Annotated in this window: 19 protein-coding genes, 1 tRNA gene and 1 pseudogene; 18 read left to right on the forward strand and 3 right to left on the reverse strand. The window is 59.8% G+C overall.

Annotation, left to right across the window (positions count from 1 at the left end):
* Window positions 1-8: 8 nt before the first annotated feature.
* A complete protein-coding gene (locus tag HMPREF3153_RS09650) occupies window positions 9-1,232 on the reverse strand; it encodes a L,D-transpeptidase (protein ID WP_034657386.1) in 1,224 nt (407 codons plus the stop codon).
* Window positions 1,233-1,494: 262 nt separating this feature from the next.
* Here HMPREF3153_RS09650 and HMPREF3153_RS09655 point away from each other — a divergent pair.
* Window positions 1,495-1,567, forward strand: a tRNA-Lys gene (locus HMPREF3153_RS09655).
* Here HMPREF3153_RS09655 and HMPREF3153_RS09660 read toward each other — a convergent pair.
* A complete protein-coding gene (locus HMPREF3153_RS09660; protein ID WP_371440908.1) occupies window positions 1,529-1,855 on the reverse strand; it encodes a helix-turn-helix domain-containing protein in 327 nt (108 codons plus the stop codon). The two genes, HMPREF3153_RS09655 and HMPREF3153_RS09660, sit on opposite strands and share 39 nt — an antisense overlap.
* 105 nt (window positions 1,856-1,960) lie before the next feature.
* On the opposite strand from HMPREF3153_RS09660, the gene HMPREF3153_RS12540 reads away from it, so the two are divergent.
* The 5 genes and pseudogenes from HMPREF3153_RS12540 to HMPREF3153_RS13230 all read left to right on the forward strand — a co-directional run.
* A complete protein-coding gene (locus HMPREF3153_RS12540; protein ID WP_083281004.1) occupies window positions 1,961-2,143 on the forward strand; it encodes a helix-turn-helix transcriptional regulator in 183 nt (60 codons plus the stop codon).
* A 99-nt stretch (window positions 2,144-2,242) separates the two neighbouring features.
* Complete coding sequence (locus HMPREF3153_RS09665; RefSeq protein ID WP_070420687.1) at window positions 2,243-2,479, forward strand: hypothetical protein; 237 nt, start codon at window positions 2,243-2,245, stop codon at window positions 2,477-2,479.
* The gene (locus HMPREF3153_RS09670) at window positions 2,479-3,798 is read left to right on the forward strand and encodes a phage tail fiber repeat family protein (RefSeq protein WP_070420688.1); all 1,320 of its coding nucleotides are present in this window, start codon (window positions 2,479-2,481) and stop codon (window positions 3,796-3,798) included. Before HMPREF3153_RS09665 ends, HMPREF3153_RS09670 begins: the two co-directional genes overlap by 1 nt.
* Before the next feature lie 621 nt (window positions 3,799-4,419).
* Entirely contained in the window at window positions 4,420-4,785 is a 366-nt protein-coding gene (locus HMPREF3153_RS09675) for a WhiB family transcriptional regulator (protein WP_070420689.1), read from the forward strand.
* Window positions 4,782-4,916 (forward strand): annotated as a pseudogene (locus tag HMPREF3153_RS13230) (HNH endonuclease); the annotation flags it as partial. The gene HMPREF3153_RS09675 and the pseudogene HMPREF3153_RS13230, both read left to right, overlap by 4 nt.
* Before the next feature lie 13 nt (window positions 4,917-4,929).
* Here the strand turns inward: HMPREF3153_RS13230 and HMPREF3153_RS13235 are convergent.
* Complete coding sequence (locus HMPREF3153_RS13235) at window positions 4,930-5,145, reverse strand: hypothetical protein (protein WP_371440909.1); 216 nt, start codon at window positions 5,143-5,145, stop codon at window positions 4,930-4,932.
* 75 nt (window positions 5,146-5,220) lie between these two features.
* On the opposite strand from HMPREF3153_RS13235, the gene HMPREF3153_RS09685 reads away from it, so the two are divergent.
* The 12 genes from HMPREF3153_RS09685 to HMPREF3153_RS09740 all read left to right on the forward strand — a co-directional run bounded on the left by HMPREF3153_RS09685 (window position 5,221) and on the right by HMPREF3153_RS09740 (window position 12,694).
* Window positions 5,221-5,541, forward strand: coding sequence for a hypothetical protein (locus HMPREF3153_RS09685; protein WP_070420691.1), 321 nt, complete (start codon window positions 5,221-5,223; stop codon window positions 5,539-5,541).
* 64 nt (window positions 5,542-5,605) lie between these two features.
* Window positions 5,606-6,961: a terminase large subunit domain-containing protein gene (locus tag HMPREF3153_RS09690; protein WP_168161724.1), complete on the forward strand. Its 1,356-nt coding sequence runs from the start codon at window positions 5,606-5,608 to the stop codon at window positions 6,959-6,961.
* 237 nt (window positions 6,962-7,198) lie between these two features.
* Window positions 7,199-8,305, forward strand: a complete 1,107-nt coding sequence (locus HMPREF3153_RS09695; protein ID WP_070420693.1) for a phage portal protein — start codon at window positions 7,199-7,201, stop codon at window positions 8,303-8,305.
* Complete coding sequence (locus HMPREF3153_RS09700) at window positions 8,298-8,864, forward strand: peptidoglycan recognition protein family protein (protein ID WP_070420694.1); 567 nt, start codon at window positions 8,298-8,300, stop codon at window positions 8,862-8,864. The genes HMPREF3153_RS09695 and HMPREF3153_RS09700 overlap by 8 nt, the downstream gene beginning before the upstream one ends.
* An 89-nt stretch (window positions 8,865-8,953) precedes the next feature.
* Window positions 8,954-9,076 (forward strand): hypothetical protein, encoded by a 123-nt coding sequence (locus tag HMPREF3153_RS13155; protein ID WP_256364741.1) that lies wholly within the window; start codon window positions 8,954-8,956, stop codon window positions 9,074-9,076.
* Window positions 9,077-9,343: 267 nt separating this feature from the next.
* Complete coding sequence (locus tag HMPREF3153_RS09710; protein ID WP_070420696.1) at window positions 9,344-9,898, forward strand: HK97 family phage prohead protease; 555 nt, start codon at window positions 9,344-9,346, stop codon at window positions 9,896-9,898.
* Window positions 9,899-10,023: 125 nt separating this feature from the next.
* The gene (locus HMPREF3153_RS09715) at window positions 10,024-10,911 is read left to right on the forward strand and encodes a phage major capsid protein (protein WP_070420697.1); all 888 of its coding nucleotides are present in this window, start codon (window positions 10,024-10,026) and stop codon (window positions 10,909-10,911) included.
* A 2-nt stretch (window positions 10,912-10,913) separates the two neighbouring features.
* Entirely contained in the window at window positions 10,914-11,225 is a 312-nt protein-coding gene (locus HMPREF3153_RS09720) for a hypothetical protein (RefSeq protein ID WP_070420698.1), read from the forward strand.
* Window positions 11,222-11,572, forward strand: coding sequence for a hypothetical protein (locus tag HMPREF3153_RS09725; protein ID WP_070420699.1), 351 nt, complete (start codon window positions 11,222-11,224; stop codon window positions 11,570-11,572). Before HMPREF3153_RS09720 ends, HMPREF3153_RS09725 begins: the two co-directional genes overlap by 4 nt.
* Window positions 11,573-11,583: 11 nt before the next feature.
* Window positions 11,584-11,991 (forward strand): hypothetical protein, encoded by a 408-nt coding sequence (locus tag HMPREF3153_RS09730; RefSeq protein WP_070420700.1) that lies wholly within the window; start codon window positions 11,584-11,586, stop codon window positions 11,989-11,991.
* 3 nt (window positions 11,992-11,994) lie between these two features.
* The gene (locus HMPREF3153_RS09735) at window positions 11,995-12,423 is read left to right on the forward strand and encodes a hypothetical protein (RefSeq protein ID WP_246817189.1); all 429 of its coding nucleotides are present in this window, start codon (window positions 11,995-11,997) and stop codon (window positions 12,421-12,423) included.
* 4 nt (window positions 12,424-12,427) lie between these two features.
* On the forward strand, window positions 12,428-12,694 hold the full coding sequence (locus HMPREF3153_RS09740; protein ID WP_070420701.1) for a hypothetical protein: 267 nt from the start codon (window positions 12,428-12,430) through the stop codon (window positions 12,692-12,694).
* Window positions 12,695-12,775: the final 81 nt, after the last annotated feature.

The following is a 12,775-nucleotide window of genomic DNA, read 5'->3' on the forward strand; positions in this document are numbered from 1 at the left end:
AACTTATTCTAAGCGTTTGCGTTTGTATTGCCCTTGGACCACGTCTCCCAGTCCATGTTCCAGTCGCCGAGGCCATCAAACGCACTGAGTTGCTCGCCGCCGGTGTTGAACACGCGCACGATGTCGCCACGCTTAACCACCGACTGGAACCACTGCGCAGCTTCTGGAGAGACGTTGATGCAACCGTGGGACTGGTTGTAGACGCCCTGGGCACCAATGGACCATGGAGCCGAGTGGACGTAAATTCCGGAGTAAGACATCTGGGTCGCGTAGTTAACGTTCGTGCGGTACCCACCTGCATCCAGTGCTAGACCATATGTAGTGGAATCCATGACGAGGGACTCGTACTCATCACCAATGATGTAGCGGCCGTTCGGCGTATCCCACATACCGTCAGTGCCCAAGGAAACTGGGATAGAACGCAGCAACTGACCGTTCTTGAATACTTGCATGGTCTTAGTGGCGTTATCGACCAAGGAAATTACGCGGTCCCCAATAGTGAAATTCGTGGAAGAGTCCTCGCCACCGTAAATACCGCCACCGAGATTCTTGCCGTAGAGATCAACGTTAACCTCTACCTTGGTACCAGGCTCCCAGTACTCCTTCGGACGCCAGCGAACTTCCTGGTTATTGATCCAGTAGAAAGCGCCCTCAACCTCAGGGGTGGTCTTGACGGTGATAGCTTCCTCGGCGGCCTTGCGGTCAGTGACATAGTTGCCAAAGCGAACACCAATAACCTGTCCAACGCCTACTTCGGCGCCGGGGATCGGCGACAAAGCGACCTCAGAAACACCCGCTGCCTGTGGGGTGGCGAAAGTTACGGTCTTCTTGTTTCCGTCAACGTCTTCTGCCTGGATTGTGTAGGTGTGATTGTATCCAAGGACCTCATCGGTGGACCAGGTCTTAGAGTCGGCGGACAGCTTTTCTGCGACTTCGACGCCAAGCTCGTTCGTCATAGTAACCGTCTTCATTTTGCCTTCGGTCTTTACCGTAATGGTTTCGGAAGGATCGACGTCGGTCGCACCGTCCTTAACGGAGACTTCAAGGCCTTTCTTCTTAGCGGCGGCAGAGCTTTCTGCAGCAGCATCATTTCCAGCGGCGGCAGCTGCGGACTGCTCGGAGCTCTTATCTTGAGCTGTGGAATCAATGGTGCAAGCTGCGGCAACAGTCGCAGTCAAAGCAACGGCGGTGACTGCGATAACACGACGGGCAAGAGGTAGGGGATTAATCACGGGAGCCCTTTTATAAAGCACAGAGGAGTCGGTTAAAAATTTCTCAATCAGCCTATAACGAGCTTCTTTAAAACTCCACACGGCACTTCACGTGTTAACCAATTGTTATCTGCTCGGCACCCCCTCCCATGCGCAAGCAAAGAAAAACGCCAAAATGACCACAAAAACCATGAGTAACCTGCCGATTTTACAGTTTCCCAACAAGGGTGTTAAAGTTACTTCTCGTTGCACGGCAGGCAAACAAGCCAGTCAGACAGCACATGCGCCATTAGCTCAATTGGCAGAGCAACTGACTCTTAATCAGTGGGTTCGGGGTTCAAGTCCCTGATGGCGCACTCACTACCCCCGCCCGGGCCTTCCGGCGCGGGGGTTTCGCTGTTTTCGAGCCACTCAAGCGAGACGCCCGTCGCGAAGGAAATAGCAATCAACTCGCCGCGCCGTGGCGCGCGCACCCCTTGCTCGACGGCGGCGATAACCGTTCGGGACATTCCTAGTTCGGCCGCGAGTTCAGACTGTTTGAGTCCCGCAACCTCGCGCGCCTTCCGAATGCGATCCGTAACGTCCCACATTGGCACGATTCCAGTACTACCTATTGCATTAGTCATATGACCAACAATAGTCATGTGTCTAATTGTCCGTCAAGGTGCAAAGTTCGCTGACCTGCCATTTCGGTAATATTCCCGATTGCGGCTAGACACCGGTCTATCCCTTGTTCTATATTCGGGCATATGACTGATGCGCTACTTACTACCGGGCAAGTTGCCGCCCGTTTAGGAATCGACCGCCGAACTGTGTGGTCGCGGGTGAAGGCTGGAATGCTGTCGCCCGCTATGGAATTGCCGAACCGACGCGGCTACCTTTTCGACCGCGATGCGATTGAGTCACTAGCACACGCCGAGGGAGACAAATAATGGGAATTTCACTGTCAATCGTCGGCATCGGTATCGCCACTATGTACCTCATGTGGAACGGCGACCAGGCACACGCCGCCAACATGGAAGGCGACGCCTGTGAACGTTAGACCACACCTTGGCACCGCCGCTGCGCGAGTCTATGAGGTACTTGTCAACCGCCACCCCGGCGAGGTTCCACCCTTGCTCATTGCTATCGGCAACGACGAGCAAATCGACGCGGTCATGCTCGACCCTAACGCCCCCGATATGCACCATATGACGATGCCCACCCGCGACGAATTACTCGCCGCCGCTGTCAAGCTCTCTGAACTCGCCGCCGCACTGGAGGATTAATGCGCACCCTACTTATCGACATCTACGACGTGACCGCCCAGCCAATTACCGGCGACTCAATCACTCTCGAAGCCCCGGCGACTCGCGCCGCCGAATCCGGCGCGGTGATTCGCCCCTACTCTCGACTAGTCGAGCTTGTCGACGGCAAGGCAACCGTCGAGGTCGACCCCGGCCCGCTCGACATCAAATTCCACAACAATTTCGGGCGTCAAGTAGTCATTAACGCGACGGTACCCGACGGCGGTGACCCTATCACCCTGCGCGAGCTCATTCTCATGGACATCGGCACGCTCGACGATGTGCCCGGTATCCGCGACGCGCTCGACGCGAAGGCCGACGCCGATAACGCTGTCACCCTTGATGCCTTCGCCGACGCCCTCGCCGATAAGGCCGACTTACTGCACGGCCACGCCCTCGACGGAATTATCGGCCTGCAGGACGCACTCGACGACAAAGCCGCCCAGGGCCACGGCCACGCCCTCGACGATGTGCGCGGACTGCGCGACGTACTCGACGCGAAGCTCGAAGCCGCCGACTTCGATGACCGCACTAACCAACTAATCCGCATCGCGACCGATGCCCTAGTCGACGGCGCGACCGAAGCACTCGACACACTCAAAGAAATCGCAATCGAGCTCGCGAAAGATGATGATCCGGTCGCCGCCCTTGTCCGCACCGTCGCAGGCAAGGCCGAGAAGTCACACACTCACGCTATCGGCGACGTGACCGGCCTGCAGACTGCCCTCGACGGCAAGGCTTCGCAGGCCACTGTCGACACTGCGCTCGCAGGCAAGGCCGAGAAGTCACACACTCACCGCATGAATGACATCACGAACTTGCCTAACTTGACAAGCGTCGTACAGCCTAACGCCTTAATCTTGCGCGACTCTAACGGAAGTGCATCAATCGCCGACCCTACCGGCGACAGACACATTGCAAATAAAAAGTACGTCGACGCCCAGGTCGATGGAGTAATGCGCTGCGAAACCATTGTTACCGCCTCAACGTTAGGAGTCACTGCAGGTCGACTCAATCTAAATTCGAATACTAGATTTATCAAGCACTCTTTTAATTCCAGTTCGCAACACCAGTACAACATTCCAGCAAATGCGCTCACGACCATTACTAGCGCTGGCACCGGCAGCGTCGCCGTCGCAGCATATCGCGCGAACGGCTCAAGCGGGCGAATCGAGTTCGGCGAGCTCACCGCCGCCGGTCAAGCGTGCACGTTCCATACGCTCAACACCGCAAACATTTATTTCGAAACGACAGATTTTTCCGGCAGTTTGGTGATCACTGTCTTAATTCCGAAGGCATAGCGCTATGGGCTACTTCGACGAATCGGGAAATTTTCGCCCTTCGCGCCGCAACTCGCAGGGGTTGCACTGCGCGCGATGCGGGCGAATCTTCGCGGGCGAGTTTGTGCCCGTTGACCGTATCTGCCGCGACTGTCGAGCGCCCGGGCCGCCACCGCCCGCGCTCATTCCTGAAAGTGACCTAGCCCCCTAGGCACTCGCCCCACACCGGGGCGTTAAGTGCCCCGCCCGGCGATTCCGCGTTCATCTTGCCGGGCGCGGCCCTTATCACTCCGGTGATAACGAACTAAGCAGACTTTTACCGCTGGCTTTATCTGCAGGAGTTACCAGCAACACCAAAACAAACCTTGTCCGGTTATCGAGCTTTAATGCCTGCGATTGCAGGTGCCCCAGGTGCAACCGGCCCCGGGGCCGACCCCGATTAATTGATCACTTTTCGACGGTCGCATTCCGAAGCCGCTCGCGACCGTGATGCCGAGCGGCTAATCGGCGTGGGATGACGACGAAAAGCGGCACAAAGTGGGAGGTCGACCGTGGGAGGTCATCAAGACCCCGCCCCCTTGGGGGCTTTATGGCTACCCACCCTTAGCCACTACTCAACCGCATGATTGGAAGGTTAACCCTATGAGTCCCACCACTGCCCTACCCGGCAGCCGCTTCGATGACTGGCACCGCCCCGCATGGCATGAGGATTCCAAGTGTGCGAATAGTGGCCTGCCGGTAACTCTGTGGGATGCGGCTTGGCCGCCCGGTCATCGTCGCCGCGATGTGAGTACGAATATCGCCGCTGCGCTCACTTTGTGCAAGGGCTGCCCGGTAGCGCAGGCGTGCGCAGCAGAAGCTCTCGCGACGAATTGCACGGGTACTATTCGCGCGGGTATCCCGCTAACTACGTTCCGGCAAACTAAGTTTCAGACTGCGGCGCTGCAGGCTATCGCAGCGGGTGGGGATATGGCGCAGGCGGTCGAGCGCTATCGGGGGGCGCTGTGAGTACGTGGGGTGGCAGGCGCGCCCAAGGGCTCACCCGGGCCACCCTCGCCACGTGGGGCACCCGGTGCCACCTGTGCGGGCGTGAGGGCGCGACAACAGCTGACCACATCATTCCGCGTGCGTTAGGTGGAACAGATGAACTGTCTAACCTTCGACCAGCTCACGCGAGCTGTAACTCCAAGCGTCAAGACATGCCATTGCATCGATGGCGTTTGCTTTATCCAGTAAATACAAACGAAATAAAAAATCGTTCATCAAGATGGGAAAAAAGAAAATGAATCGTCGAATCATCGCCCCGGGTGGCGCGGTCGCGTCGCGTTTTTTAAAAGTCGAGGTCGCAGGAAGTCCCGCGCCAGCCACTTTTTTCCCTCCCACATTTAACCCCGTGGGGCCGTCCCCTACCCCTACCCCCCTTAAAAATCGAGGTGTAACCACATGACCAATGCCCTGTTCAACATCACAAGCGCACCCCGCGAGCCGGGCCGACACGAGCAAGCCCTCGACGATACTCTCGCCGCTGCGCGCGACGCTCAACTTGTCGATGACATTGACGACGCGCTCATTTCCATCGCGCGGGCGAATGCGTGGGCGCTCGACGCCGCCGAAGCCGAAGGTAAGCCGTATGCCGTCGCCCAGGTGTCCGGCCCGTATCGCGAAGTACTCGAATCACTCCGACTCACCCCTGCCGATAGGAAGGCCGACGCGAATGACGAGCTTAACCGCGCACTCGCCGAACTCCGCGAGTCGAATCTCTGACTTTTGGGCCGACCTCTCGCCCCGCCCGCGCTTTATCACCGAATGGCCGGATCCAGTCGAGGGCGTGGGCTCGAAGATTGAACAAGTATCGAAGTATTTAGGCCGCACGCCGATGCCGTGGCAGCGCCTTGCCGCGCACATCATCGGGGCGCGCCTGCCGAATGGGCGTCCGAAATGGCCGTTTATCGTTATCACCGTGCCCCGGCAATCTGGCAAGACCACCATCTGCAGTGCGGTGCAGTTCCACAAGGCGCTCGCGCTGCCAGGGGCTAAGGTGTGGTACACGTGCGACACCGGGCAAAAAGCGCGACAGAAATGGCTCGAATTGGTCGACGATGTGCAGGCGTCGCCGTTTCACTCGCCATTCGTGAAAGTACTCAAGACTAACGGCAGCGAAGCGTTAAAAATTCCGTCGCTTCGCTCGCAGGTGCGACCGCACCCGCCGAACGAGGATTCTCTGCATGGCGAACAGTCTGATCTCAACATCATTGACGAGGGATGGAGTTTTGACGAGGTCGAAGCGGCTAACCTCATGCAAGCCATTACGCCTTCGCAGGCCACCCGCGCGCACCGGCAGACGATTGTCATCTCGACAATGGGCTCGGCGACCTCGACGTGGTTCCACAACCTTGTAGACCAAGGCTACTCACGCGACCCGGGGATTTTCTTGCTCGACTACGGTATCCCCTTCGATGCGGATCCGACTGACCTCGACATCGTCGCCGAGTGCCACCCCGCGTTCGGGCAAACGATAGACCGCGATGCACTTGAGTCGGCGCTCGCGCAGCTCGGCCCGTCCGGCTTCGCGCGAGGTTACGGGAATCTTCGCACCGGCGCGCGCGAAACTCTGTTTCCTGCGCGGGTACTCGCGCAGGCCGCGACCGACGCCGAGATGCCCGCCGATGTTGACGCCGTACTCGGCGCGGCTATCGACATCGACCGAACAGAAACGGCAATCGCCGCCGCCGCTATGGTCGACGGCGTGCCATTCGTCGAGATTCTCGACGTGCGACCCGGCACGTCGTGGGGCGTGAAACGGCTTAAGCACTATCAAGAATTATCGGATTCGCTCATCGTCATCGACGAAATCGGGCCTTCGTCGACGCTACTCGCCGACGCGAAGCGCGAGAAGCTCAAAGCTACATCACCCACGGCTCGCGAGCTCACGACGGCGAGCGCCGAAGTGTTCGACCGTCTTATGCACGTCGACGGCGAGGGCATGGCCGACCCGCGCATCAAGTTTCGCAGCGACCCGGCGCTCGACCTCGCGTTCCAGATTGTCGACCGCCGAAAGCTCGGCGATTCGTGGACATGGTCACGACAAAAATCGTCCGGTTCGATAGCCGCCCTCGAAGCGGCGACGCTGGCACTGCATGGCCTGTTAACCCAGAAAAAGTCCGTTAAACCGTTTATCCGTTAAGGGGGCGCGATGCCGCGCATCGACTCAAGTTTCTACAGTCACGTTATCGGGTGCGACTATTGCGAGTGGCGCACCGTCGCGCCGACACCGGCGACGGCGTGGAAGTTGCTAGCTGTGCACTTGAAGGGTGTTCACAACGACGCCCCCGCTGCAAGTCATGCACTAGAGATGATGCGACGCCGCTCGCGCTAGCTCGACGAATCGGCGCGAGTCGGCACTCGGCGGTGGGATGGTCTCATGGGATTGATTGACCGCCTTCGCCGCCTAACGTCGCTGCCGCAGCAATTCGCCGCCGCGCAGTATGGCTCGCCGTGGGCTAACTCGGCGCACCTTGCTATCGCCGATTTTCCCGACCTTGAAGATTCGGCGATTAATCGCGACTACGCAATGCAAATTCCCGCGCTACTTCGCGCGCGTAATCTTGTCGTGACTACGATTGCCCGCGTGCCGCTGACTGCAGTCGAGGGCACCGCCCCGGCGTGGATTGCTGGCACCGTGCCCTCGACCGGCAAGCCACAAACCGAGTTCTATCGAATGCTCTGGACTGCCGACGATTTGTTTTTCTACGGTCGCAGCGCGTGGGCTATCGAACGCGACGCCCAGGGCGTGCCCACGGTCGCGATCCACATTCCGCTTGCTCTGTGGAACTACAGCGCCGAGGGTGATGTCATCGTCGACGGCGAGGTCGCCGACCCCGCCGAGGTATGCACGTTTTCCGGCATTCACGCGGGAATTTTGGAACACGGGGCCGACGCACTGCGCGACGCTCACCGGCTCAACCGCGCGAGCGCTCGCGTCGCCGACGCCCCTGCAGCGTTGACCGAACTGCGACAAACGAACGACGCGATTCTCAACGATGACGAAATCGACGCGCTTATCGCCCGGTACGTGCAGGCCCGCCAAGGCCGCCGCCACGGCGTGTCCTATTCGTCGCCCGGCGTCGAGGTAGTCGAGCATTCACTCGCACCTGAAAACCTACTTATCGCTGGCCGCAATGCGGCGACCGTCGACATTGCTCGACTAGCAAACTTGCCCGCCCCGTTCATCGACGCGACCGTGGGCGGTACGTCGTTGTCCTATGAAAATTCGGCATCGCGAATGACCGAGCTTATCGCGTTTGGTCTATCGCCGACCCTCGCGGCAATCACTGCGCGACTCAACCTTGCCGACATGAATCCAGCCGGGGCAAAAATTCGCTTCGACACTGAGCGAATCCTCGACGATATTCCCACGGCAGCCACCCCCAACCTAGCCCCGAATCAAAATGCCGGCCCCGGGGCCGGCAGCCCGAATAAGGGGGGCGCGAAACTTACCCCCGTAACCGAAGGAGCGCGACATGCCTAACGCATACAAAACGACTCACACCTTGCTCACCGCTAACGATGACGGCATCGCAGGCACACGCCGCTTACTCGCGGTGCACACATTCGAGGGGCAAGACCTCGACGCCGTCGCAATGGCACGGCGCCAGCAATCGCCCGCCGCCGCTGGCTCATATCATCTTGTCATAGACCGCGACGGCGCGAGCGCTCGCGAAAATGATGACGAATATATCCCGTGGGCGGCTATGTACACCGGCAACCGGGCCGCGTTCCATTTCTCGCTCGCTGGCCGCGCCGCGATGACTCGCGACGAATGGCTCGCCCGCCCCGCGCAGCTCGAAACCCTCGCCCAGGTGCTCGCCGCCTACTCGAAGGCATACGGCATTCCCCTTATTCGCCGCGATGCCGCCGACGTCGCTCGCGGCGCGTGGGGCGTGTGTGGACACGCCGACATATCCGGCGCGTGGCACGAATCCGACCATACCGACCCCGGGCCGGGGTTCCCCTTCGACGTAGTCATCGACCGCGCGAAGGCGATCCTTGCCGAAGCGCTCGACCCGAATAGATGCACGCCGAATTAGGAGGGACTCACGATGTTTGTCGCTGGATTAATTGCCGTAATTCTCTACTGCTGGGCCGCCCAGACTCTCAACAGATTGGTTCCGAATAAATGACGATTGTTATTGCTTCGATTATCGGATTCTCTTCAGGTCTTGCCGGGGGCGGGCTCGCGTTGCTCGCGTTCGGCGTATGGCTCGCCGCGGGGTTGCCTGACTATGACCACCACAACTAAAGGAATGCCCCGTGCGAAATCATTGGCGCGCGACCCTACGCACGTTTATCGCCGCGACTATAAGTTTCTTGCCCCTACTGCCCCACATCGCCGCCGAGTTCGGGTGGGCCTCAATCCCGTGGGTGGCGACGGTGCTCACCGTTTCTGCCGCGATAACTCGAATTCTCAACACCCGCGAAGCGACGAAGTGGCTGGAAACTTATGCAAGTTGGATACTGCCCGATAAACCACTACCCCGCTTCGACACAACCCCGAAGGACAAAGAAAGTGAATCTTAAGGCTGCCGCCCCGGTGACACGCTTCATTAATCCCGATTTTTTGACCGCCGCCGCCGACACCATGACCGCCCCCGGAACGGATTCGCGCACGCTCACCGGCCTAGTGCTGCCGTTCGGCAAGCCGGGCCGCACTAGCGCGGGCCGCCTGACCGTCGACGCGAATGCAGTCACCCTGCCCGATGACATCGGCCGGGTGAAGCTGTATCGCGACCACTCCGACCAGGGCGGCACCCCGGTCGGTCGCGCCGTCGCCGCCGAAGTCCGAGACGATGGACTTTTTATGTCGTTCCGCATCGGTGCGACCCCTGACGGTGATGCCGCTATTACCGACATCGTCGAGGGCATTCGCGATGCACTGTCTGTCGAGCTTGTCGACGCGCAGCACGCGGGCGGCAAGCTCACCGCCGCCCAGTTGACCGCCGTCGCCATTGTTCCGGTTCCGGCATTCGACGATGCGCGAGTGACCGGCGCGAGCTTCGCAAAGCGCGACGAGGACGAGCAGGAACCCCCCCCCGAGCGACCCCGAAGCCCCCGTCGAGGATGACGACCAGGACAAGGAGGACGAGGACGAGAAGAAGAAAAAGACCACTGCCGCCGCCCGCCGAAACACACTCACCACCCGCCTAGCTGCGACCAGTCTCACGGCAGCCACCCCCCCGAAAGGAAACCATGAAGCTGACCACTGTCTCCGAAATCATCGCGAGCAAGATTAACGGCACTGACACCGTAAACGGCGTGACCGTTACGGCCGCCCTCGCCGAGGTCACTCAGGCCGCGCAGCCTGCAGTACAGAACGAGGAATGGCTCGGCGAGCTCTTCGCCGCCGCCCCGTTCGAGCGACTGATCGTTCCTACTATGAAGCAGCGTTCACTGACCCGCATGAAGCTGCGCGGCTGGCGCTGGAAGGAAACGCCGAAGGTTGACGACTACGCCGGTAACCTGCAAGAAATTCCGACCAACGAAATCACGACCGAGCCCGTCGAGGTCGACGCGCAGCGCATCGCAGGCGGCCACAAGATTGACCGAAAGTTCATCGACTTCGCCGACTCCGAGTTCATCGAGTCTTACCTGCGCGAAATGGCTAATTCCTACAAGGAAAAGACCGACGTGCACGCAGTGGAATTTATCGTGACCGAAGGTGACAAGGTCGCCGAAGCCGGGTCGCAGCCCACCCTCTTGCACGCTGCCGCGAAGGCTAACCAGATTATTAAGAAGAAGCTGCGCAAGGATGCTACGACGTTCCTTGTCAATACTGACGACATGTTCAAACTGTTCGACATCACCCTCATGGACCAGCCGCAGTACCTTGCACTGTTCAACATCGACCCGGCGAAGTTCATCGCCGACGATGCAGTGCCAGCCGGTCACGTCGTGGCCTATCACCGCGACTCGCTCGCATTCGGCGAGCTGCCCGGCAGCCCGATTCGCGTCGACGCTCTCGACATCGCCCACGGCGGCAGCGACAACGCGCTGTTTGGCTATTGGGCCGCGTTGCTTGAGGATCCTCGCGGCCTGACTACCGTGCCGTTCGGCGCGAAGGCCGACGCCGGGGCGTAATCATGGCGGCGGAAATTACCCTGCAGGATATGGCCGCGCACCTTGGAACATCGCGCCCTGATGAAACACTGCGCGAAGTCATCGATGCGACGGTCGAGCTTGTCGAGGGCTGGAAGGGCGCGCCGATAGCCGAATGGCCTGAACGGTGGCGGCTCGGAACGATGATGCTTATCGCTCGCATCGACCGGCGTCGGCAGTCGCCGAGCGGTGTCGACACCGTAACCGAAATGGGGCCGGTCTACATTGCCCGAAAAGACCCCGAGGTCGCGCAGCTGCTCGAAATTGGAACGTGGCGAAAGCCGGTAGTCGCATGATTCGCGCAGCACTCGACCACGTGACGGGGCTACTCGCCGACGCAGGAATCGCCGCCACGACTGACGCTCGCAACATCACCGCCCCGGGCTGTTTCGTCACGGTGACGAATATTGACGATTTAACCCTCGACGGTTCGGGGCGCGTGACCGGCGAAATCCTCGCCATTGTCCGCGACCTCGGCGGCGACGCCGACATCGATAACTTATCGATGTTGCTCGACGATGTACTCGACGCCGTCGCTAACTCTGTCGTCGCGATTCGCGACATCGACACTGCCCAGCAAGCGACGCCGCCGAGCGGTGGCAAGTTGCCTGCAATCCGTTTCACATACACGCTTTATCTGTAAAGGATGAAAACATGGCTATTAAGTCTTACGTAGTCGGCCCCGGCACGCTCACCCTAAGCACGCCAGCACTCGACCTCGCCGCCCAGGTCACCAAGTGCGCTGTAACTCCGAGCGTCGACCGCGAGGATCCACTTCATGTCCTGTCCGGCGAGTCCCGCGCGGGCGATTCGAAGTACTCCGCCACCCTCGACGTGACGTTCCTGCAGGACTTGTCAAAGTCCGGCATCGTGGACTATTCGTGGCAAAACGCGGGCAAGGAAGTGGCTTTTACCTACACGCCGAACACTGCCGAGGGCGCGAAGGTTACCGGCGTCATCACTATGGATCCGGTAAGTATCGGCGGCGATGTGAAGTCCCGCGCGACCTCTGATGTGTCGTGGCAGTGCACCGGCCTGCCGAAGTTCGCGCCGAAGGTGTAAGACATGGGCGACCTGTATCCGTCGACGGGCGTGCGAGTCGACGGTGCGCGCGAGCTTCGCCGAGCCTTGAAGCAGGCCGGGCTCGACCTTAAGGATGACATCAAGGACGCGCATAAATCCGTCGCGAATACAGTCATCTCTCGCGCGCGCACGCTAGTACCCGTCGCGCCCACATCGATGACATCGGCGACACCGGGCTTGCTGCGCGACTCGCTTCGCGCCGCTGGCACTCAAACTGCGGCTATTGCCCGTGGTGGCAAGAAAAAAGTTCCGTATGCGAATCCGATTCATTGGGGCTGGCACCGCCGCAACATCAAACCGACGTTGTTTCTCACTCGCGCAGCGAGCGAAACCGAGCCGACGTGGGTTAAAGAATATAAAAAAAATTCGACGACATTCTCGACAAAATCGCTAACTCAACGAATGGGGTAACCTAATGAAATTTCTAATCAAGTACATCGACGCCGAGCGCGAAGCGCAGGCCGTGAACGTGTACCACGCCGACCGCGTCGCCGCCGAGCGCGAAGGCGCGAAGCGCGGGTGGCCGCGAATGACCGAGACACCGGCGAGCTACCTCTCGCTGCAGGTGTATAAGGCCGCGCGTCGTGCGAAGCTCGACAATATTCCCGAGACGTGGGAGGACTTCGCCGACCTTGTCGATGACATGGAGGTTATCGACGATGTCGAAAACCCTACCCAGTAGGGTCGCGCACTCGCTCGTCGATTGCTATCGCGATGCGACTCGGCTTGCACCCGGCCGCCTTGCTCGACCTCGACGATGACA

Origin of the sequence: Corynebacterium sp. HMSC06C06 (genome assembly GCF_001807295.1) — a bacterium.
In the GTDB taxonomy this organism is placed as follows: Bacteria; Actinomycetota; Actinomycetes; order Mycobacteriales; family Mycobacteriaceae; genus Corynebacterium; species Corynebacterium striatum.

Bases quoted from the DNA above. Each gene is read 5' to 3' on its own strand.
- HMPREF3153_RS09660 (WP_371440908.1), bottom strand. From the start codon at position 1,855: ATGACTATTGTTGGTCATATGACTAATGCAATAGGTAGTACTGGAATC.
- HMPREF3153_RS12540 (WP_083281004.1), top strand. From the start codon at position 1,961: ATGACTGATGCGCTACTTACTACCGGGCAAGTTGCCGCCCGTTTAGGA.
- HMPREF3153_RS09670 (WP_070420688.1), top strand. From the start codon at position 2,479: ATGCGCACCCTACTTATCGACATCTACGACGTGACCGCCCAGCCAATT.
- HMPREF3153_RS09675 (WP_070420689.1), top strand. From the start codon at position 4,420: ATGAGTCCCACCACTGCCCTACCCGGCAGCCGCTTCGATGACTGGCAC.
- HMPREF3153_RS09685 (WP_070420691.1), top strand. From the start codon at position 5,221: ATGACCAATGCCCTGTTCAACATCACAAGCGCACCCCGCGAGCCGGGC.
- HMPREF3153_RS09695 (WP_070420693.1), top strand. From the start codon at position 7,199: ATGGGATTGATTGACCGCCTTCGCCGCCTAACGTCGCTGCCGCAGCAA.
- HMPREF3153_RS09700 (WP_070420694.1), top strand. From the start codon at position 8,298: ATGCCTAACGCATACAAAACGACTCACACCTTGCTCACCGCTAACGAT.
- HMPREF3153_RS13155 (WP_256364741.1), top strand. From the start codon at position 8,954: ATGACGATTGTTATTGCTTCGATTATCGGATTCTCTTCAGGTCTTGCC.
- HMPREF3153_RS09715 (WP_070420697.1), top strand. From the start codon at position 10,024: ATGAAGCTGACCACTGTCTCCGAAATCATCGCGAGCAAGATTAACGGC.
- HMPREF3153_RS09720 (WP_070420698.1), top strand. From the start codon at position 10,914: ATGGCGGCGGAAATTACCCTGCAGGATATGGCCGCGCACCTTGGAACA.
- HMPREF3153_RS09725 (WP_070420699.1), top strand. From the start codon at position 11,222: ATGATTCGCGCAGCACTCGACCACGTGACGGGGCTACTCGCCGACGCA.
- HMPREF3153_RS09730 (WP_070420700.1), top strand. From the start codon at position 11,584: ATGGCTATTAAGTCTTACGTAGTCGGCCCCGGCACGCTCACCCTAAGC.
- HMPREF3153_RS09735 (WP_246817189.1), top strand. From the start codon at position 11,995: ATGGGCGACCTGTATCCGTCGACGGGCGTGCGAGTCGACGGTGCGCGC.
- HMPREF3153_RS09740 (WP_070420701.1), top strand. From the start codon at position 12,428: ATGAAATTTCTAATCAAGTACATCGACGCCGAGCGCGAAGCGCAGGCC.